General features: G+C 55.1%; 23 protein-coding genes. 13 read left to right on the top strand and 10 right to left on the bottom strand.

Going from position 1 to position 18,156, the window contains the following annotated elements; all coding sequences use genetic code 11:
* Positions 1-271: 271 nt before the first annotated feature.
* From rpsI to zapE, 3 genes are all read right to left on the bottom strand, one after another.
* Complete coding sequence (gene rpsI / locus N2M06_RS14230; RefSeq protein ID WP_019935031.1) at positions 272-664, bottom strand: 30S ribosomal protein S9; 393 nt, start codon at positions 662-664, stop codon at positions 272-274.
* Positions 665-679: 15 nt separating this feature from the next.
* A complete protein-coding gene (rplM, locus tag N2M06_RS14235; RefSeq protein ID WP_019935032.1) occupies positions 680-1,108 on the bottom strand; it encodes a 50S ribosomal protein L13 in 429 nt (142 codons plus the stop codon).
* A gap of 251 nt (positions 1,109-1,359) precedes the next feature.
* A complete protein-coding gene (gene zapE / locus N2M06_RS14240) occupies positions 1,360-2,460 on the bottom strand; it encodes a cell division protein ZapE (RefSeq protein ID WP_019935033.1) in 1,101 nt (366 codons plus the stop codon).
* Between the two features lie 208 nt (positions 2,461-2,668).
* Between zapE and N2M06_RS14245 the strand changes: the two genes are divergently transcribed.
* Together N2M06_RS14245 and degS are read left to right on the top strand one after the other, a co-directional pair.
* Positions 2,669-4,027, top strand: a complete 1,359-nt coding sequence (locus tag N2M06_RS14245) for a Do family serine endopeptidase (protein ID WP_317075121.1) — start codon at positions 2,669-2,671, stop codon at positions 4,025-4,027.
* A gap of 94 nt (positions 4,028-4,121) precedes the next feature.
* Positions 4,122-5,219, top strand: a complete 1,098-nt coding sequence (gene degS, locus N2M06_RS14250) for an outer membrane-stress sensor serine endopeptidase DegS (protein WP_026344835.1) — start codon at positions 4,122-4,124, stop codon at positions 5,217-5,219.
* A 143-nt stretch (positions 5,220-5,362) separates the two neighbouring features.
* Here the strand turns inward: degS and murA are convergent, their stop codons facing one another.
* Genes murA through mlaF form a run of 7 tightly spaced genes read right to left on the bottom strand, consistent with a single transcriptional unit; the run spans position 5,363 to position 9,870 of the window.
* Complete coding sequence (gene murA, locus N2M06_RS14255; RefSeq protein WP_019935036.1) at positions 5,363-6,622, bottom strand: UDP-N-acetylglucosamine 1-carboxyvinyltransferase; 1,260 nt, start codon at positions 6,620-6,622, stop codon at positions 5,363-5,365.
* 11 nt (positions 6,623-6,633) lie between these two features.
* Positions 6,634-6,894: a BolA family protein gene (locus tag N2M06_RS14260; protein ID WP_019935037.1), complete on the bottom strand. Its 261-nt coding sequence runs from the start codon at positions 6,892-6,894 to the stop codon at positions 6,634-6,636.
* Positions 6,878-7,165: an STAS domain-containing protein gene (locus tag N2M06_RS14265; RefSeq protein WP_019935038.1), complete on the bottom strand. Its 288-nt coding sequence runs from the start codon at positions 7,163-7,165 to the stop codon at positions 6,878-6,880. Before N2M06_RS14265 ends, N2M06_RS14260 begins: the two co-directional genes overlap by 17 nt.
* Complete coding sequence (gene mlaC / locus N2M06_RS14270; RefSeq protein WP_346352192.1) at positions 7,162-7,797, bottom strand: phospholipid-binding protein MlaC; 636 nt, start codon at positions 7,795-7,797, stop codon at positions 7,162-7,164. Before mlaC ends, N2M06_RS14265 begins: the two co-directional genes overlap by 4 nt.
* A 22-nt stretch (positions 7,798-7,819) precedes the next feature.
* Positions 7,820-8,293, bottom strand: a complete 474-nt coding sequence (gene mlaD, locus N2M06_RS14275) for an outer membrane lipid asymmetry maintenance protein MlaD (RefSeq protein WP_019935040.1) — start codon at positions 8,291-8,293, stop codon at positions 7,820-7,822.
* A gap of 7 nt (positions 8,294-8,300) precedes the next feature.
* Entirely contained in the window at positions 8,301-9,080 is a 780-nt protein-coding gene (gene mlaE / locus N2M06_RS14280; RefSeq protein ID WP_346351095.1) for a lipid asymmetry maintenance ABC transporter permease subunit MlaE, read from the bottom strand.
* Positions 9,070-9,870, bottom strand: coding sequence for a phospholipid ABC transporter ATP-binding protein MlaF (mlaF, locus tag N2M06_RS14285; RefSeq protein ID WP_317075118.1), 801 nt, complete (start codon positions 9,868-9,870; stop codon positions 9,070-9,072). The genes mlaE and mlaF overlap by 11 nt, the downstream gene beginning before the upstream one ends.
* Positions 9,871-10,044: 174 nt before the next feature.
* On the opposite strand from mlaF, the gene N2M06_RS14290 reads away from it, so the two are divergent.
* The 11 genes from N2M06_RS14290 to mgtE are packed head-to-tail and all read left to right on the top strand — an operon-like array spanning position 10,045 to position 18,084.
* A complete protein-coding gene (locus tag N2M06_RS14290) occupies positions 10,045-11,019 on the top strand; it encodes a KpsF/GutQ family sugar-phosphate isomerase (RefSeq protein ID WP_019935043.1) in 975 nt (324 codons plus the stop codon).
* Positions 11,016-11,570 carry a 3-deoxy-manno-octulosonate-8-phosphatase KdsC gene (gene kdsC, locus N2M06_RS14295; RefSeq protein ID WP_346352193.1) on the top strand — a complete coding sequence of 185 codons (555 nt, stop codon included), beginning with the start codon at positions 11,016-11,018 and terminating at the stop codon, positions 11,568-11,570. The genes N2M06_RS14290 and kdsC overlap by 4 nt, the downstream gene beginning before the upstream one ends.
* Positions 11,567-12,115 carry an LPS export ABC transporter periplasmic protein LptC gene (lptC, locus tag N2M06_RS14300; protein WP_019935045.1) on the top strand — a complete coding sequence of 183 codons (549 nt, stop codon included), beginning with the start codon at positions 11,567-11,569 and terminating at the stop codon, positions 12,113-12,115. The genes kdsC and lptC overlap by 4 nt, the downstream gene beginning before the upstream one ends.
* Positions 12,084-12,605 carry a lipopolysaccharide transport periplasmic protein LptA gene (lptA, locus tag N2M06_RS14305; RefSeq protein WP_346351096.1) on the top strand — a complete coding sequence of 174 codons (522 nt, stop codon included), beginning with the start codon at positions 12,084-12,086 and terminating at the stop codon, positions 12,603-12,605. Before lptC ends, lptA begins: the two co-directional genes overlap by 32 nt.
* Positions 12,606-12,607: 2 nt before the next feature.
* Entirely contained in the window at positions 12,608-13,333 is a 726-nt protein-coding gene (gene lptB, locus N2M06_RS14310) for an LPS export ABC transporter ATP-binding protein (RefSeq protein WP_317075115.1), read from the top strand.
* Between the two features lie 43 nt (positions 13,334-13,376).
* Positions 13,377-14,813 carry an RNA polymerase factor sigma-54 gene (locus tag N2M06_RS14315; protein WP_019935048.1) on the top strand — a complete coding sequence of 479 codons (1,437 nt, stop codon included), beginning with the start codon at positions 13,377-13,379 and terminating at the stop codon, positions 14,811-14,813.
* 24 nt (positions 14,814-14,837) lie between these two features.
* Positions 14,838-15,125, top strand: a complete 288-nt coding sequence (gene hpf, locus N2M06_RS14320; protein ID WP_019935049.1) for a ribosome hibernation promoting factor — start codon at positions 14,838-14,840, stop codon at positions 15,123-15,125.
* Between the two features lie 2 nt (positions 15,126-15,127).
* A complete protein-coding gene (gene ptsN / locus N2M06_RS14325; protein ID WP_019935050.1) occupies positions 15,128-15,574 on the top strand; it encodes a PTS IIA-like nitrogen regulatory protein PtsN in 447 nt (148 codons plus the stop codon).
* Between the two features lie 10 nt (positions 15,575-15,584).
* Positions 15,585-16,451, top strand: coding sequence for an RNase adapter RapZ (rapZ, locus tag N2M06_RS14330; RefSeq protein WP_346351097.1), 867 nt, complete (start codon positions 15,585-15,587; stop codon positions 16,449-16,451).
* A complete protein-coding gene (locus N2M06_RS14335) occupies positions 16,438-16,713 on the top strand; it encodes an HPr family phosphocarrier protein (RefSeq protein WP_019935052.1) in 276 nt (91 codons plus the stop codon). Before rapZ ends, N2M06_RS14335 begins: the two co-directional genes overlap by 14 nt.
* 9 nt (positions 16,714-16,722) lie before the next feature.
* A complete protein-coding gene (mgtE, locus tag N2M06_RS14340; protein WP_019935053.1) occupies positions 16,723-18,084 on the top strand; it encodes a magnesium transporter in 1,362 nt (453 codons plus the stop codon).
* Positions 18,085-18,156 lie beyond the last annotated feature (72 nt).

Genomic DNA, 18,156 nt, shown 5'->3' on the forward strand with positions numbered 1-18,156 from the left:
CGCATTTATTTTTCGTTCCATGCATTGATACTGCTGTGTGACAACCGCGGCGGATATTCTGGTTTCAATTGCCACAAAAAACCCGGAAATTCTAATGAAAAGCGCGCACTTTTACAAGGACGCGCACCGTGTCACAGATCGCGAATATCAGGCTCAAATTTGTTTCAAATCAACAAATAAGCAACAATCAATCACGCTGCAGAAACGGGCTTTCGATCATAAAAAAGCCCGGATAAACCGGGCTTTTTGATATACAAGACTGCAGTCCCAATTAACGCTTGGAGAACTGGGGACGCTTACGCGCCTTGTGCAGACCAACTTTCTTACGCTCAACGCGACGGGCGTCACGGGTCACGAAGCCGGCCTTGCGCAGGGCACCGCGCAGGGTCTCGTCATATTCCATCAGCGCACGGGTAATGCCGTGACGGATGGCACCAGCCTGGCCTGAGATACCACCACCGGCGACGGTGATGTACAGGTCCAGCTTTTCGCTCAGCTCGGTCAGTTCCAGCGGCTGACGAACCACCATGCGGGCGGTTTCGCGACCGAAATACTGATCCAGTGAACGCTTGTTGATAACGATGTTACCGCTGCCCGCTTTTACGAATACACGCGCAGTGGAGCTTTTGCGACGGCCGGTACCGTAGTATTGAGTTTCTGCCATTTGCCTAATCCCGCCTTAGATGTCCAGTACTTGAGGTTGTTGCGCAGCATGGTTGTGCTGGCTGCCCGCAAAGACTTTCATCTTGCGGTACATGGCACGACCCAGGGGGCCGCGAGGCAGCATGCCGCGTACGGCAGACTCGATAACCATCTCGGGCTTGCGCTCGATCAGCTTTTCAAAGCTGATGGACTTGATGCCACCGGGGAAACCGGTGTGAGAGTAGTAAATCTTGTCTTCGGCTTTATTACCGGTTACCTGTACTTTCTCGGCGTTGATAACCACGATGTAGTCACCGCAGTCAACGTGAGGAGTGTATTCAGGCTTATGCTTACCGCGCAGGCGGCGGGCAATCTCGGTGGCCAGACGACCCAGAGTTTTGCCCTCTGCATCAACAACATACCAGTCACGCTTAACGGTTTCTGGCTTAGCAACAAAAGTTTTCATGGATGAACCCAAATTACTGAAAATGAATCCTACACTTGCGCACATGCGCAAAACACGATCAGACCTTCCGCCCCTTCGAGCAGTTGTCTGCTTACTGTGATGCCACCTTATCGGCAGCTGTGTAACGTGGGCCGGGCGATTATAGGTAAAGTTGCCTTAAAAATCACCTGCTAATTTCAATGCCCGTTGAAACCGGCTGGCTCGCCCGCCCTTTTCCCGACCATGCCTCGGATCGGGGCCGCATATTGTGACTAAGGAAGGTGCTCTCTGGCAAGATATTCATGTGATTGCATTTCAGTCAGCCGGGATAAACAGCGCCGGAACTCAAAATTAAGCCGTCCTTCCCCATAAAGTTGCTCCATAGGCACCGCTGCCGACATGATCAGCGTCACGTGGCGCTCATAGAATTCATCTACCATGGCGATAAAGCGCCGGGCAGCATCGTCGCTGTCGAGCCCCATGGGCTGCACATTGGCCAGTAAAACCGTATGGTAGCAACGGGCCAGCTCGATATAGTCCAGTTGCGAGCGGGCAGTGCAGCACAGCTCATGAAAGTCAATGTAAAGTACACCATCACCTTCCGCAACGGCACTTAACTGCCGGTGATTCACTTCTATTTCAGTTTCCCAGCGTCCGGACTCATTGCTGAGCTGAGAAAAATACTGTTCAAGGTTAGCGCTGGCCTGGGCATCCAGTGGCGAGTGATAAATCTCAGCCTGCTGCAGGGTCCGCAGCCGGTAGTCAGTGCCCGAATCCACGTTGACCACTTCGCAGTTAGCCTTGATAAGGTCAATGGCCGGCAAAAACCGGGCCCGCTGCAGGCCATTGCGGTACAACTCATCGGGGGGAATATTGGAGGTGGCTACCAGTGTCACCCCATGGCCGAACAGATATTCGAACAGGGTGCCGAGGATCATGGCATCGGTGATGTCGGACACAAAAAACTCGTCAAAACAGATCACCCTGGCATCCCGCGCCAGCCGCTCTGCCACCACTTTAAGCGGGTCTGCTTGCCCCTTCAGACTTTTCAGCTCATCGTGTACCCGCACCATAAAACGGTGAAAGTGCACCCTTAGCTTGCGCTCAAAAGGCAGACAGTCGTAGAAAGTATCCATCAGATAGGTTTTGCCCCGGCCTACTCCACCCCAGAAATAAAGTCCGCGCACTGCAGTAACCGGCGTCTCTGTCTTGCCGGTCAGCCGCTGCCACAAACTGGGCCTGGGAGTAACGGGCGGAGCTGCCGTCAGGTCATCATAAAGACGCTGCAGGTGACTAACGGCCTGCGCCTGGGCGGCATCTTTCACAAAATCGGGACGATTCAGATCTGACTGATATTTGCTGCTGGGAGTCATGACGGTCACGGAGTAAATACAGGGGCTTCAGTGTATGGCTGACCGTTGGCGGCAGCAAGAATGAGCCGGCAGAGGCTTGATCTTCCACACAAAAAGCACAATTAATGAAGGTAACCGCATTTCGTTACCAGCGCGGAACTCCCCTTGCCGCCATGAGTCTGACAGACAACTTCCGGCATTTATTGTGTTAACAGTTAGGAGCATATGCATGAAAGGTCGACGTCTTCTGTTGTCCGCCCTGGCCCTGAGCCTGGGCCTGACCACCATTCCTGCGGCACAAGCCGCCCTGCCCTTTGGCGCAGGCAGTGAAATCAACAGTCTGGCCCCGGTGGTGGAGAAGGTCAGCCCGGGCGTGGTCAATATCTCGGTATCGGGAAACAAGGTCAGCCGTCAGGTCCTGCCCGAGCCGTTCCGGTTCTTTTTTGGCCCAAACATGCCCGGTGAGCAGGTGCGGGAACGTCCCTTTCAGGCGCTGGGCTCAGGCGTGATTATTGATGCCAAAAAAGGTTATGTGATCACCAATAATCATGTCGTTGAAGATGCTGACAAGATTTTGATTACTCTGATCGACGGCCAGGAATATGAAGCTGAACTGATCGGTGCAGACAAGGAATCAGACATTGCCGTGCTCAAGGTGGACGCCAAAAACCTGGTAGAAATCAGCTTTGCTGACTCAGACCAGTTACGCGTAGGTGACTTTGCCATTGCTATCGGTAATCCCTTTGGCCTGGGCCAGACAGTGACCACCGGCGTAATCAGCGCGCTGGGTCGTACGGGCCTGAATGTAGAAAACCTGGAAAACTTTATTCAGACCGACGCCGCCATCAACTCGGGTAACTCCGGTGGTGCTTTGCTGGATCTCAAAGGAAATCTGGTGGGCATCAATACCGCCATTCTCGGCCCGGGCGGCGGCAATATCGGCATCGGGTTTGCCATTCCGGCCAACATGGTGAAGAACCTGGCAGATCAGATACTTGAGTATGGTGAAGTACGCCGGGGTGTGCTTGGTGTAATGGGCGGCGAGCTCACGTCCGATCTGGCCCGCACCTTTGGCTATCGCAGTCAGCACGGTGCCTTTGTCAGTCAGGTACTGGAAGACTCTGCTGCCGATGAAGCCGGGCTGAAGGCCGGAGACATTATCATCAGTCTGGACGGCAAGCCCATTCGCTCCTTTGGTGAACTGCGCGCCAAGGTAGCCACCATGGGGGCAGAGCGCACCGTGGAACTGGGCCTTTTCCGTGACGGCAAGGAAAAAACCGTTGAAGTCACGCTGGACAAAGCCAGTGAACAGAAAGTTGCTGCCAACACCCTGCATCAGGCGCTCGAAGGTGCCTCACTGGCCAACAGTGACCGTGGTGACAGCGTACGCGGCGTGCGCGTCACTGAGGTGGTTCCCCGCTCACCGGCGGCCATGTCCGGCCTGGAGGAAGGTGACGTCATTATCGGCGTCAACCGCCAGCGGGTAAAAGAGCTGGGCGAGCTGCGCAAGATTATTGAGGGTAAGCCCGAAGTGCTGGCGCTGAATATTCAGCGTGGTAATTCATCCATCTATCTGGTACTAAGATAACTTACTGAAATGAAAGGGAGTCTGTCTCTGGGCGGCTCCCTTCATGACGGCTTTATGTTATGCTTTACGGATTCAGCAGCCACCGGCTTATTTCATGCGGCCAGCCACTTTTATCAGATATTGCCTGCAAGGTACGCTTTATGGCGTGCTGATGGCAGTGTTGCTGTTGCTATTATTTCCTCAACTGCGTACTCAATCTCTCGAACACTGGTGGCGTAATCCGCAAACCGGTGTTACCAGCTTTGCCCATGCGGCCTCCCGTGCCGGCCCCGCTGTGGTCAATATCTATACTCGCAGCTTTCAGCACAGCAGCGCCAACCCCACCCTGAATGCAACCGGCCTGGGCTCGGGGGTCATTATGTCAGCTCGTGGCTTTGTTCTGACCAATTATCATGTAATTGCCGATGCCGATCAGGTCATAGTGGCTCTGCAGGACGGACGTATTATTGCTGCCAGAGTCATTGGCTTTGATGTTCCCACGGATCTGGCCGTACTGAAAATCGACGGTGACCGCTTGCCAGAAATTCCACAAAGTGACGATATCAACCCACAGGTGGGCGATATTGTGCTGGCCATCGGCAACCCCTACAACGTGGGCCAGACCATTACTCAGGGCATTATCAGCGCCACCGGCCGCACCGGCCTGTCGAGCATGGGTCCGGACAGTAACGGCCGCCAGGATCTGCTGCAGACCGATGCCGCCATTAATGCGGGCAACTCGGGCGGTGCCCTGGTGAATGTTTACGGTGAGCTGGTAGGCATTAACACGGCGTCATTTCAGAGCGTGGCCCATCAGGAAAGCTATGGTATCAGTTTTGCCATTCCCTATGCTCTGGCAGCCCGTATCATGCAGGAATTAATCACCAATGGCCGGGTGATCAGGGGCTACCTGGGTATTGGCGGTGCAGACATTCCGCCGGTAATGGCTCGCCTGCTCAATATGGAAGAGCGGGCTGGTATTTATGTAGACAGCGTCAGCCCGGATGCGCCGGCAGACAAGGCCGGTATTGTCAGCGGTGATGTAATTCTGGCGCTTGATGGTAAGGAAATCGTCAATACCCGCCAGGCCATGGACACGATAGCAGAAACCCGGCCGGGCACGGAAATTCGCGTCACCCTGTTACGAGAAGGCAAAATGCTGACAGTACCGGTGAAAATTGAAGAAGACAGACGCTTTCAGCGACTGCGCTGAACAGAAAGTTAGAAGCTAGAAGCTAGAAGCTAGAAGCTAGAAGCTAGAAGAAAGTGAGCTGCCAACGAAAAAGGGAAGACAACTGCATGTCTTCCCTTTTCATTGTCACTTCAGTCCACTCGAACGACTTCTCGCTTCCAGCTTCAGTTGCCCTTGATCCGCTCTATGTTGCCGCCCAGGGCTTCGAGCTTGTCTTCAATCACTTCATAGCCGCGGTCAATGTGGTAGATGCGATCCACTATGGTGGTACCTTCGGCCACAAAGCCGGCCAGCACCAGACTGGCCGAAGCGCGCAGATCCGTGGCCATTACGGTGGCACCGGTCAGCTGCTCGGTATCGCCGCAAATGGCCATATTACCATTCAGTTCAATGCTGGCACCCATACGGTTCAGCTCGGGCACGTGCATAAAACGGTTTTCAAAAATGGTTTCGGTTACCTGCCCCACCCCCTTGGCTACCGCATTCAGCACGGTAAACTGAGCCTGCATATCGGTAGGAAAGGCCGGATAAGGCGCGGTTTTGATATCTACCGGCTTAAGGGTACGACCGGTCATATCAAGGCGAACCCAGTCTTCACCGGTCTCTACCAGAGCACCCGCTTCCCGCAGTTTTACTAATACCGCTTCCAGCAAATGCGGATCGGTATTGCGGCAGGTGATATCACCGCCGGTTACCGCTGCGCCCACCAGAAAAGTGCCGGTCTCAATGCGGTCGGGCTGCACACTGTAATTACCGCCGTGCAAGGCCTCAACACCATCAATGATCAGGGTATCCTGCCCAATGCCCTGAATGTTGGCACCCAGTGCATTGAGAAAGTTGGCCAGATCCACCACTTCCGGCTCACGGGCGGCGTTTTCAATAATGGTACGCCCGTCTGCCAGCACTGCTGCCATCAGCAGGTTTTCAGTGCCGGTCACACTGACCATGTCCATCAGAATATGGGCACCTTTAAGACGGCCATCAACCCGGGCCTTGATATAGCCGTCCTCGACCCTGATCTTTGCACCCATTTGCTCAAGGCCGTGAATATGCAGGTTGACCGGGCGGGCACCAATGGCACAACCACCGGGCAAAGACACATCAGCCTTGCCAAACTTGGCCACCAGCGGCCCCAGCGCCAGAATGGACGCACGCATGGTGCGCACCAGCTCATAGGGAGCAATATGGCTGTTTACGCCACCGGCCAGCACGGTAACACCGCCGTTCACCTGCACATCCACGCCCATGGACGCCAGCAGCTTGAGGGTGGTATCCACATCTTTCAGTCTGGGCACATTAGAAAGGTGGATGGCTTCATCACACAGCAGGGTGCCGAAAAGGATGGGCAGGGCGGCGTTTTTGGCACCGGAGATGGTCACCTCGCCGGCCAGCCGGCAGGGCCCCTGAATTCTGAACTTGTCCATTCGCGCTCCTGTCAGGACGGCATTATAAATTTACGCTCCCGGGCCCACTGCTCGGGAGTAAAGGTTTTCACACTCAGGGCATGAATGGCATTTTGGGCAATCAGGTCCATCAGCGGGCCGTTAATGGCCTGCTGGCGCTTCACCCGGCTCATCTCGGCAAACATATCGGCAACGGCAATCACCTGAAAGTGGTCACCATCATTTTTTACATGCAGCTCGTCCAGCTCCAGCGCATCACGCAGCCGGCGCTCTACTTCATTCTTCAGATCCATGTGGACTCCGTGAATCGTTATCGGGCAGGTCAAACAGACTGCCTACCCCGTATAAATCGGCCAGAGGATAAAACTCCTTCGGCGGTGAGAGCAACGCAAGACGCTTATTTTGAGCAGCGAGCTGCTGGCTCCATTGCACCAGCAACGCCAGCCCGGTGGAATCAATGCGTTCTACTGCACTCAAATCTGCCTGACTATCGGCAAACAGGGTATCACGCTCTGCCCACCAGGCCGGCACCTGTTCGCGGGTCAGCGGGCGGCTCAGTTTCATTGTCCGGTTTCCAGCGGCGTCACCGGCTTCCGGGTCAGCTCTCGCAGCTGCTCACTCACGGCCTCAATACCCTTCTGACGAATAAGACCACTGAGTTCAGATTGTTTGGCCGACAGCAGGCTGATACCTTCAGCAATCATATCAAATACTTTCCATTCGCCGGTGCGCTTGTTCTTGCGCAGCTTGAACTCCAGCTTGATTTCAGGCTTGTTCGGCTCCTTTACGGTGACAGGTACTGTAGCCAGGGTTTCTTCGGCAGAGGTACTGCCGGTGCCAATATTGACGGTCTGCTCTTTGTAAGCAGCCAGCGCATCGGCGTAAGTCACCACCAGATAATCACTGAAGGCTTTGACGAACTCTTCGCGCTGTTCGGAAGTCGTGTTCTTGAGCTGGCCACCGATAACGCGAAAGGCGGAGTAACGCACATCGACTGCCGGCAACATATCTTCCCGCACTATGGTCCGCAGGTGCTCAGGATCAGCAGCAATTTTGCTCTGCTCCTGTTTCAGCCGATCAAAGGTGCGCTGTGCCACTTGATCCACCAGCTGATAGGGATCCGTATTTGCCATGGCAGGCATGGTGAACAAGCTGGTGATGACCAGCAAACAGGACATCAGTACTTTTTTCATGATTCCTCCTCAGTGAACTACCGGTTCAGTCTTTACCGATGGAATAGATAAACTTGCCGATTAACTCTTCCAGTACCAGAGCAGACTGAGTATCAGTAATGGTATCGCCATTTTCCAGCATGCCGATACCCATGTCTTCATCAGCAAAGCCGGGCGTAATGCCCAGATACTGCTCTCCCAGCAGACCTGAAGTCAGAATCGATGCGGTGCTGCTTTCGGAAAATTCACCGGCATCCTTATTAATCGCCAGCGTTACCACCGGTACCTGACTCTCTGCATCCAGGCGAATACCGGCCACCCGGCCTACCACCACACCACCCACCTTGATGGGTGAGCGCACTTTCAGGCCGCCTATGTTGTCAAAACGGGCATAGAGGGTATAGGTTTCGCTCTGGCCGTTAACACTGACGCCCGCCACCTTGAAGGCCAGCAGCAGCAAGGCACCGATGCCGGCCAGCATAAAGCAGCCGACGCTGAATTCCAGTTTGCTGTATTTCATTATTAAGTTACCCGAACATAATGGCGGTCAGCACAAAATCGAGCCCCAGTACCGCCAGAGAAGAATGAACCACAGTGCGGGTGGTTGCCTGACTGATCCCTGCTGCCGTCGGCCTGGCATCATGGCCGTTAAACAACGCAATCCAGGTCACCACCAGTGCAAACACCAGACTTTTAATAAAGCCCTGCATAATATCGTCCTGCCAGTCGACGGCTGCCTGCATGGTGGACCAGAAGCCGCCGGCATCAACGCCCAGCCAGTCAACCCCAACCAGTTTGGCCCCCCAGATACCCACGATATTAAACATAAATGCCAACAAGGGCATGCTGATGACCCCCGCCCAGAAACGGGGGGCCACTACCCGGCGCAGCGGATCCACTCCCATCATTTCCAGGCTGGACAGCTGCTCGGTGGCTTTCATCAGGCCCAGCTCGGCAGTCAGTGCCGAGCCGGCACGACCGGCAAACAGCAACGCCGTCACCACCGGTCCCAGCTCCCGCAGCAGCGATAGTGACACCAGCTGCCCCAGGCTGCCCTCGGCACCAAAGTCCACCAGCACGTTATACCCCTGCAGCGCCAGCACCATGCCGATGAACAGTCCGGATACCAGAATAATCAGCACCGACTGAACACCGACCACATGTAATTGCTGTATCAGAAGTGGAAAATGTTTTCTGGGCTCTGGCTTGCCCACCAGCGCATGCGTCAGCATAAAGCCACTGCGTCCTAACGCCGTCAGCGCCGATACGCCATTGCGGCCCAGACGACCAATCATATCAGTCAGCATAAGCAAGTGACTCCCTGTAATCCGGTGCCGGATAATGAAAGGGTACCGGGCCGTCAGCTTCGCCTTGCAAAAACTGGATCACCTGCGGATCCTGATGCGCTTTCAGCTCTGCCGGCGTTCCCGCTGCGATTACCTTTTTATTGGCAATAATGTAGGCGTAATCGGCAATGCTCATCACTTCACCCACATCATGAGTTACCACCACAGAGGTCAGCTGCTGGGCACGGTTCAGTGAAGCTATCAGCCGAACCAGTACGCCCATACTAATGGGATCCTGGCCGGCAAAAGGCTCATCGTACATAATCAACTCGGGATCCAGCGCTATACTCCGGGCCAGCGCCGCGCGCCGGGCCATGCCTCCCGACAGCTCCGCCGGAAATAACGCGGCCGCACCACGTAAGCCGACCGCTTCCAGCTTCATCATGACTAACGTATGAATAATGGCTTCCGGCAGACCGCTATGCTCACGCAGCGGAAAAGCCACATTGTCAAATACTGACATACCGGTAAACAGCGCTCCGCTCTGAAACAACATGCCCATACGGCGACGTACGTCGTACAACTGCTTGCGGCCCAGAGCAGGAATGGATGCACCATCAAAGAGTATTTTGCCGCTGTCGGGCTTGATCTGGCCGCCAATCAGGCGCAGCAGTGTGGTCTTGCCAATGCCGCTGGGGCCCATAATGGCGGTGATCTTTCCACGCGGAATGTCCATGCTGATGCCCTCGTAAAGAGGTCGATCACCACGGCTGAAGCAAAGATCCCTTATTTCAACAAGGCTTTGACTCACGCTATGTCCCCGCAAAAAAGAAGTGATTGTATGAGTTCGGCTGACTATCAGCAACTACAGCACACCGATTTGCGCCACCCTCTGACCAGAGCAGCCCTCGGGCAAATGCACCAAGCCGGTCGCTTCTCGGCCCCGGCTTTTCTATAATGTCGCGGCCTTAATGCGGAGAACCTCATGTCAGCTGAATTTGATTATCGCACCACTGCCCAACGTGTTCTGGATATTGAAAAGGCAGCCCTGGAGGGCCTTTCTCAATATCTGGATGAATCTTTTAACAAGGCCTGCCGGCTGATGTTTGAATGTCCCGGCAAGGTCATTGTCACCGGCATGGGAAAATCAGGCCATATTGCCAATAAAATCGCTGCTACCCTGGCCAGTACCGGCACTCCTGCTTTTTATGTTCACCCGGGAGAAGCCAGCCATGGTGATCTGGGTATGATAGACAGCAAGGATGTGGTGCTGGCGCTGTCCAACTCCGGCGAAAGCGAGGAAATTATCGCACTGTTGCCGGTGCTGCGCCGGCGTGGTCTTAAACTCATTTGCATGACCGGCAAGCCTGAATCCACCATGGCCCGGGAGGCAGATGTACATTTGTGCACTCGCGTCGAGCAGGAAGCCTGCCCGCTCGGGCTGGCTCCCACCGCCAGTACCACGGCGGCCCTGGCCATGGGCGATGCATTGGCGGTCGCGCTGCTTGAAGCCCGTGGTTTTACTGCCGACGACTTTGCCCTCAGCCATCCCGGCGGAGCCCTGGGTAAGCGGCTGCTGCTGCGGGTGGCCGACATCATGCACAAGGAAGACAAGGTGCCCAGTGTGGGCCTGAATACCCTGGTCATAGAAGCACTGCTGGAAATTGGCCGCACTGGTATGGGCTTTACTGCCGTCGTCGATGATCAGGGCCGGCTGGCTGGCATCTATACTGATGGTGATCTGCGCCGGACCCTTGATCAGAAAGTGGATGTACACAACACCCGCATCGAGCAGGTGATGACCAAAGGCTGCACGACGGTTCCTCCGGGCATGCTGGCAGCAGAAGCCGTTAACCTGATGGAAGAGAAAAAAATCAGTGGTCTGCTGGTATTGGATGAACAGCAGCGTCCTATCGGTGCCTTTAATATGCACGACTTGTTACGCGCAGGAGTGATCTGATGACAGTGCAGACCCTTTATGGTGATATCAGCCAGGAGATCTGGCAGCAACTTAAACAAATTCGCCTGCTGATCTGTGATGTGGACGGCGTGCTGTCTGACGGCATGATTTATCTGGGCAATGACGGTGAGGAATACAAGAGTTTTTCCACCCGTGACGGCTTTGGTATCAAGGCACTGCTTAACGCCGGCATCGAGGTGGCGGTGATCACCGGACGCAACTCACGCATCGTCACGGATCGCATGAACGCATTGGGTGTGCGCCATATCTATCAGGGTCAGAGTGATAAACTGCACAGCTATGGTGAGCTGCTTGATCACCTGCAGCTGACAGCACAACAGGTGGCCTATATCGGCGATGACGTGGTGGATCTGCCGGTGATGCAGGACTGCGGGCTGGGGGTGGCAGTGGCCGATGCGCATCCGCTGGTGCTGCAGCGCGCTGGCTACATTACCCGCACCACCGGCGGACACGGTGCCGTCCGTGAATTGTGCGATCTGTTGCTGGATGCCCAAGGCATACTGGCACAGGCTGAGGGCATGAGCGTATGAACCGTCAGACCTGGATATTTGCCGGTCTGTTTGTGGCCGCGCTGATCACCTGGCAATGGTTTCGCAACGATCAGACCATCATGGTAAACGAACAGGATTTTCAGCCCGATTTTGTGGCAACGAACCTCAGCAGCATACAGTACAACCGACAGGGACTGCCCTATCGCGGCATGGAAGCGGAGCAGGCAGAGTACTACGAGTCCCTCTCCATGACCCTGATGAAAAAACCTGTTATCTTGCTTTATTCTCCTGACGGCCAGCCGCAATGGCGTCTCAGCGGTGATAACGGCACCATCAACACCGGCGATAATGCGGTGCTGACCAGTAATGTAGTGGGCAAAGGGCTGCAACCGGATGCGCTGGTGGAAACCCTGACCACCGAATATCTGGAGATGGATTTTATTAACAACAGGCTGCGTTCCGATCAGACAGTAAGACTGGAAAGCTCGCAGTATCAGGCGCAAGGCACAGGCCTGCTGGGCAAGCTTGATCAACAAACGGTGGAACTACTGAATGAAACCCGGGCAACTTACTTTAATCCTTAGTCTTGGCGGCCTGCTGGGCCTGGGTCAGGTGCAGGCCAAAGACAGTGACTATCGTCAGCCGGTTACCATAGACGCTGGCCGCCAGCTGGTGGAGCTGGCCGAAAACAAGGTGACCTTTACCGATAATGTAGTGGTGAAACAGGGCAGCATAGATGTGCGTGCCAGTGAACTGGTCGTGATCCGCAATGAGCAGGGGCTGCAGTCCATGACCGCCAGGGGCAATCCGGCTACTTACCGGCAAGTGCTCAATAACGGCAAGCCGGTACAGGCACAGGCACGGGAAATTCGCTATGACATGGTCGCCCGCACCATCACCCTGATTCGGGACGCCGAACTCAAGCAGGACGATAATATCGTCACTGGCTACCGTATTCGCTACTTTATCGACAAGGAGCAGATGGAAGCCGAAAGCCAGGGTGGCAAAGACAGGGTCACCACTATTTTCCTGCCTGAGCAGGTACAGAATTTCGACAACCAGAGTAACGACTGACCATGGCCAGACTGAAAGCACGCGGGCTGCAGAAAAGCTACAAAGGCCGGAAGGTAGTGGCTGATGTCAGCCTGACCGTGAACACCGGCCAGATAGTGGGGCTGCTCGGGCCCAACGGGGCCGGCAAAACCACTTCCTTTTACATGATTGTAGGCCTGGTGCAGCGGGATGCAGGCAGCATCACCATAGACGACAATGACATCAGCCATGAGCCTATGCATGTGCGGGCCCGCGCCGGCATTGGCTATCTGCCTCAGGAAGCGTCCATTTTTCGCCGCCTGAGCGTTGCCGATAACCTGATGGCCGTACTGCAGACCCGCAAAGATCTGAACGCCGACGGCCGTAACGAAAAAATGGAACAGCTGCTGGAAGAGTTCAATATTGTCCATATTCGTGACAGTCTCGGTATGAGTCTGTCCGGTGGTGAACGCCGGCGGGTGGAAATTGCCCGGGCACTGGCGGCAGATCCGCGCTTTATTCTGCTTGATGAACCTTTTGCCGGCGTTGATCCCATCTCTGTGCTTGATATTAAGAAAATTATATTACATCTGAAAGATCGAGGCCTGGGCGTACTGATCACCGATCACAATGTGCGTGAGACGCTGGATGTATGTGAAAAGGCCTATATTGTCAGCCACGGGCACCGTATTGCTGCTGGCACACCAGCTGAAATCCTGGCCAATGAGCAGGTCAAGAAAGTCTATCTTGGTGAACAATTCAGCCTCTGAAGGCACCGCTTCGCGCGGTTGATATGGAAGGACGTTAGCATACATGAAGCCGACTCTTCAGTTACGCCTTGGCCAGCAGCTGACCATGACCCCTCAGCTGCAACAGGCCATTCGTCTGCTGCAGCTGTCCAGCCTTGAGCTGCAGCAGGAAATTCAGCAGGCACTGGACAGTAATCCGCTGCTGGAGCAGGAGGAGCCGGACAGTATCAGGGTTGAGGATAATCGCAACGAGGAGCAAATTGCCGCAGACAGCGCCATGGAACGTAATCAGCTTTCTGAAGAGCTGCCCATGGACACCAGCTGGGAGGAAGTTTATACCGCCTCTCCGGTCAGTGGTGGTGCCGGTCTGCCGGAAGGGCTGGAAGATAATGTCTATCAGGGAGAAACCACCGAAACGCTGCAGGATTACCTGATCTGGCAAATGAACCTGACTCCCTTCAGTGATACCGATCAGGCCATTGCCCTTGCGATTATCGATGCCGTGGACGATGCAGGCTATCTCACCGCCGATATTGACGAACTGTTAGCTGCAGCCTCGGCCGACGAGCTGGGCATTGAAGCCGACGAAGTAGAAGCCGTGCTCAAACGCATTCAGCATTTCGATCCCATCGGCGTAGCTGCCCGCAGCGTGCAGGAATGCCTGTGTATTCAGCTCGACCAGTTTCCCGCCAGCACCCCCTGGCTGGCAGAAGCCCGGTTGCTGCTGGAACAGCACATGGATCTGCTTGGTAACCGCGACTACCGTACTCTGCAGCGCAAGACCAGGCTGAAAGAAGACGAGCTGAGAGAAGTTCTGAATCTGATCCAGCAGCTTGAACCCCGCCCCGGCAGCAGCATTATTCAGGGCAGCTCCGAATATGTTATTCCGGATGTGGTGGTCACCAAACGCAACGGTGCCTGGGTCGTGGAACTCAACCCGGAGGCCATGCCCAAGGTACGCCTGAATCAGACCTATGCCGCACTTGCCGACAAGCCCCGCAATAGTGAAGACGGCCAGTTTATTCGTAATCATCTGCAGGATGCCAAGTGGTTCCTTAAAAGTCTCGACAGCCGAAATGAGACGCTGCTCAAGGTTGCCAATTGTATTGTTGAACAACAACAGGCATTCTTTGAGTATGGAGAAGAGGCCATGAAGCCCATGGTGCTGAACCATGTGGCCGAGGCAGTAGAGATGCATGAGTCCACCATCTCACGCGTGACCACACAAAAGTTTCTGCACTCGCCCCGGGGCGTGTTTGAGCTTAAGTATTTCTTCTCCAGTCATGTGGGCACCGACGATGGTGGTGAATGTTCATCCACGGCAATTCGTGCTCTGATCAAAAAGCTGGTCGGAGCAGAAAACCCGGCCAAGCCGCTGAGTGACAGTAAGATTGCTCAGTTGCTGGCCGAGCAGGGGATTAAGGTGGCCAGGCGTACCATCGCCAAGTACAGGGAGTCACTGGCCATCCCCCCTTCCAATCAGCGTAAACGCCTGGTTTAAAGGCAACGACAGAAGGAAGACGTTATGCAAATTAACCTGACCGGACACCATGTAGAAATCACAGATGCACTGCGTGACTATGTTAATAGCAAGTTTACCCGGCTGGAGCGCCACTTCGACCACATTACCAATGTGCACGTCATCCTTAATGTAGAAAAAATGCAGCAAATTGCCGAAGCCAAACTGCACGTCAGTGGTGGTGAGCTGTTTGCCAACGCCCAGCATGAAAATATGTATGCCGCCATCGACGGACTCATTGACAAGCTGGATCGTCAGATCATCAAACACAAAGAGAAGCTCAAGCAAAAGTAACCATGGAAGTCGCCGACATACTAAGCAGGGACTGCACGCGCAGTGCAGTTCCCTGCACGAGCAAGAAGCGTGCTCTGGAAATTATCAGCGAGCTGGCTGCCGAACATTTGAATATCGGCAGCCAGCCGCTTTTTGACTGTTTGCTGGCCCGTGAAAAGATGGGCACTACCGGCATCGGTAATGGCATTGCCATACCTCATGGTCGTATTGGCAATGACAACAAGGCGACCGCGGTACTGCTGACTTTTGCCGAACCGGTAGAATTTGATGCCATCGACAATCAGCCGGTTGGTCTGGTGTTTGCGCTGCTGGTGCCGGAGCAGGAATGTAAACAACATCTGAAAACGCTGTCCTTAATTGCTGAAAAGCTCAGCAACAAACAGATTTGCCGGCAGCTGCGTCAGGCCGGCAGTGACGAAGAGCTTTATCAAATCATGATTTCTGCCTGAAGGAGCCTATATGCAGCTGGTGATTGTGAGTGGTCGTTCCGGGTCCGGTAAAACCGTCGCCCTGCGGGTGCTTGAAGATCTGGGTCACTACTGCGTCGATAACCTGCCGGTTGAGTTACTGCCTGAGCTGGTCCGCCTGCGCCAGAACCGGCCCGGCGCGGTTGCGGTGAGTATAGATGTGCGCAACCTGCCCGACAGCCCCGATAAGCTGGAAGCCTTTCTGGCCGAAGTGCGGGCCATGGACGAGGTGCAGGTATCCAGTTTCTTTATTGATGCCGAAAACGCAGTATTGATCCGCCGCTTTGGCGATACGCGGCGACTGCACCCTCTCTCGCGCCACAGCCTGACTCTGGATGAGGCCATTCGCGAAGAAACTCATCTGCTGGCCCCCTTGTCTTCCGATGCGGATCTGCGTATCGACACCTCAAGCTTAAGCATTCACGATCTCAGCGAAATTATTCGCGAGCGTATTCTTGGCAAAAAAGAAAAAGAGCTGAACTGGGTATTTGAGTCTTTTGGTTACAAATATGGCGTTTCCAAAGATGCTGACTTTGTGTTTGATGCCCGCTTTCTGCCCAATCCTCATTGGATTGCCGAGCTGCGTCCTTACACAGGTAAGGATCAGCCGGTGGCCGACTACCTCAGCAGTCAGCCGGAAGTCATGAAATACCTGTGGCAGCTGGAAAATCTGCTGATCACCTGGATGCCTCATCTGGAGCGTAATAATCGCAGCTATGTCACCATCTCCATCGGCTGTACCGGCGGACAGCACCGTTCTGTATTTATCGCCGAGCAGCTGGCAAGGGTGTTTGGCCAGATGGGCAAGAGTGTGCAACTGCGCCACCGCACGCTGGAAAAGCGCCATGCCGAAAATTGAACGGGATCTGAAAATCGTCAACAAGCTCGGATTACACGCCCGGGCTGCCATACAACTGGTGCAACTTACTCAGCAGTTTGATGCTGAAGTTACCGTCTGCAATCAGCAGAAACAGGCTCCCGCCAACAGCGTGATGGGCCTGCTGATGCTGGAAACCGCTCAGGGACAGGCCATCAGGGTGATGGCAGAAGGGCCGGAAGCCGAAGCCGCCCTGAATGCGGTAGAGCAGCTGGTGGCGGCACGCTTTAACGAATCGGAATAATTCGGGATCATGACAGACGCCGCAGATCAGAGCAGCACACCGGATCACCTGGAAGCCATTACTCAGGCGCTGAACAGCGGCATGTTCGTGCATGTGCGCCGCATGCTGCAGCAAATGCGCCCCGGCGACGTAGCCTGGCTGCTGGAGTCTTCTCCTGCCCCCAGCCGCAAAGTGTTGTGGCAACTGATTGACCCCGACGATTACGGCGAAATTCTGGAAGAGCTGTCAGAAGAGGTACGCGATGGCATTATCCGGCTGATGGCGCCGGAAAAGCTGGCAGTGGCACTGGAAGACATGGAGTCGGACGATCTGGCTTATGTGTTGCGGGATTTGCCCGAGCAGCTGTTCAATCAGGTGCTCACCGAGATGGACGAGCAGGACAGGCACAGAGCCGAGCTGGCGCTGTCCTATCCGGAAGACACCGCCGGCTCACTGATGAATACCGAGTTCATCAGTTTGCGCCCGGACGTCACCATAGAGGTGGTACTGCGCTATCTGCGGCTGCACAACGAGCTGCCGGAAGGCACGGATACCCTGTATGTGGTGGATCAGCATAACCGCTTGCTGGGTGATATTTCTCTCGCCAGTCTGGTCGTACAGTCCCCCACTACGACGGTGGCCGAAGCCATGGATACCACAGTCGAAGCCATTCCGCTGACCATGAGCGACACCGAGGTGGCGAATTTGTTTGAGCGCCATGACTGGCTCTCGGCCCCTGTAGTTGATGAGCAAAATCAGCTGCTGGGCCGTATTACCATCGACGATGTGGTCGACATTATTCGGGAAGAAGGTGAACACTCCATGATGGGCATGGCCAAAATGGATGATGACGAAGACACCTTTGCTCCTGTACTGGTCAGTGCCCGCCGTCGCTCTTTCTGGCTGGCCATCAATCTGGGCTCGGCACTGGTCGCCGCCAGCGTGTCCAATATGTTTGAAGCCACTCTCTCCCAATTGGCCACCCTGGCCATATTAATGACCATAGTACCGTCCATGGGCGGCATTGCCGGCAACCAGACTCTGGCACTGGTGATCCGCGGCATGGCGGTGGGCCATATCAGTGACAGCAACGCCCGCTGGCTGCTCACCAAAGAGGCCCTGGTAGGTCTGTTTAACGGCATGCTGTGGGCGCTGGCCATTTCCGTGGTGGTGGGGCTGTGGAAAGGCAGCTGGGAAATTGGCCTGGTCATTGCCGCCGCCATGTTTATCAACCTGTCGGTAGCCGGCCTGGCCGGGGCCAGTATTCCGATTATCATGAAACGCTTTAATATCGACCCGGCCCTGGCCGGCTCCATGGCATTAACCACCATCACCGACACAGTGGGCCTGCTGTCCTTCCTCGGCCTGGCCACACTGATCCTGCTGCACTGAGGCTGGAAGCCGAAAGCTAGAAGCGGGAAGCGGGAAGCCCCCAAAAAACACCAAGGGCCGCATGCGCGGCCC

It is taken from the genome of Oceanimonas sp. AH20CE76 (genome assembly GCF_039654065.1).
GTDB classification, from domain to species: domain Bacteria; phylum Pseudomonadota; class Gammaproteobacteria; order Enterobacterales; family Aeromonadaceae; genus Oceanimonas; species Oceanimonas smirnovii.

What these genes read in the sequence shown, in the direction of transcription:
- degS (WP_026344835.1), top strand. Translation starts at nt 4,122, where the DNA reads ATGCGGCCAGCCACTTTTATCAGATATTGCCTGCAAGGTACGCTTTAT.
- rpsI (WP_019935031.1), bottom strand. Translation starts at nt 664, where the DNA reads ATGGCAGAAACTCAATACTACGGTACCGGCCGTCGCAAAAGCTCCACT.
- lptA (WP_346351096.1), top strand. Translation starts at nt 12,084, where the DNA reads ATGAAACCCGGGCAACTTACTTTAATCCTTAGTCTTGGCGGCCTGCTG.
- zapE (WP_019935033.1), bottom strand. Translation starts at nt 2,460, where the DNA reads ATGACTCCCAGCAGCAAATATCAGTCAGATCTGAATCGTCCCGATTTT.
- hpf (WP_019935049.1), top strand. Translation starts at nt 14,838, where the DNA reads ATGCAAATTAACCTGACCGGACACCATGTAGAAATCACAGATGCACTG.
- N2M06_RS14290 (WP_019935043.1), top strand. Translation starts at nt 10,045, where the DNA reads ATGTCAGCTGAATTTGATTATCGCACCACTGCCCAACGTGTTCTGGAT.
- rapZ (WP_346351097.1), top strand. Translation starts at nt 15,585, where the DNA reads ATGCAGCTGGTGATTGTGAGTGGTCGTTCCGGGTCCGGTAAAACCGTC.
- mlaD (WP_019935040.1), bottom strand. Translation starts at nt 8,293, where the DNA reads ATGAAATACAGCAAACTGGAATTCAGCGTCGGCTGCTTTATGCTGGCC.
- rplM (WP_019935032.1), bottom strand. Translation starts at nt 1,108, where the DNA reads ATGAAAACTTTTGTTGCTAAGCCAGAAACCGTTAAGCGTGACTGGTAT.
- mlaE (WP_346351095.1), bottom strand. Translation starts at nt 9,080, where the DNA reads ATGCTGACTGATATGATTGGTCGTCTGGGCCGCAATGGCGTATCGGCG.
- mgtE (WP_019935053.1), top strand. Translation starts at nt 16,723, where the DNA reads ATGACAGACGCCGCAGATCAGAGCAGCACACCGGATCACCTGGAAGCC.
- N2M06_RS14260 (WP_019935037.1), bottom strand. Translation starts at nt 6,894, where the DNA reads ATGGATCTGAAGAATGAAGTAGAGCGCCGGCTGCGTGATGCGCTGGAG.
- ptsN (WP_019935050.1), top strand. Translation starts at nt 15,128, where the DNA reads ATGGAAGTCGCCGACATACTAAGCAGGGACTGCACGCGCAGTGCAGTT.
- N2M06_RS14315 (WP_019935048.1), top strand. Translation starts at nt 13,377, where the DNA reads ATGAAGCCGACTCTTCAGTTACGCCTTGGCCAGCAGCTGACCATGACC.
- N2M06_RS14265 (WP_019935038.1), bottom strand. Translation starts at nt 7,165, where the DNA reads ATGAAACTGAGCCGCCCGCTGACCCGCGAACAGGTGCCGGCCTGGTGG.
- N2M06_RS14245 (WP_317075121.1), top strand. Translation starts at nt 2,669, where the DNA reads ATGAAAGGTCGACGTCTTCTGTTGTCCGCCCTGGCCCTGAGCCTGGGC.
- lptB (WP_317075115.1), top strand. Translation starts at nt 12,608, where the DNA reads ATGGCCAGACTGAAAGCACGCGGGCTGCAGAAAAGCTACAAAGGCCGG.
- N2M06_RS14335 (WP_019935052.1), top strand. Translation starts at nt 16,438, where the DNA reads ATGCCGAAAATTGAACGGGATCTGAAAATCGTCAACAAGCTCGGATTA.
- lptC (WP_019935045.1), top strand. Translation starts at nt 11,567, where the DNA reads ATGAACCGTCAGACCTGGATATTTGCCGGTCTGTTTGTGGCCGCGCTG.
- murA (WP_019935036.1), bottom strand. Translation starts at nt 6,622, where the DNA reads ATGGACAAGTTCAGAATTCAGGGGCCCTGCCGGCTGGCCGGCGAGGTG.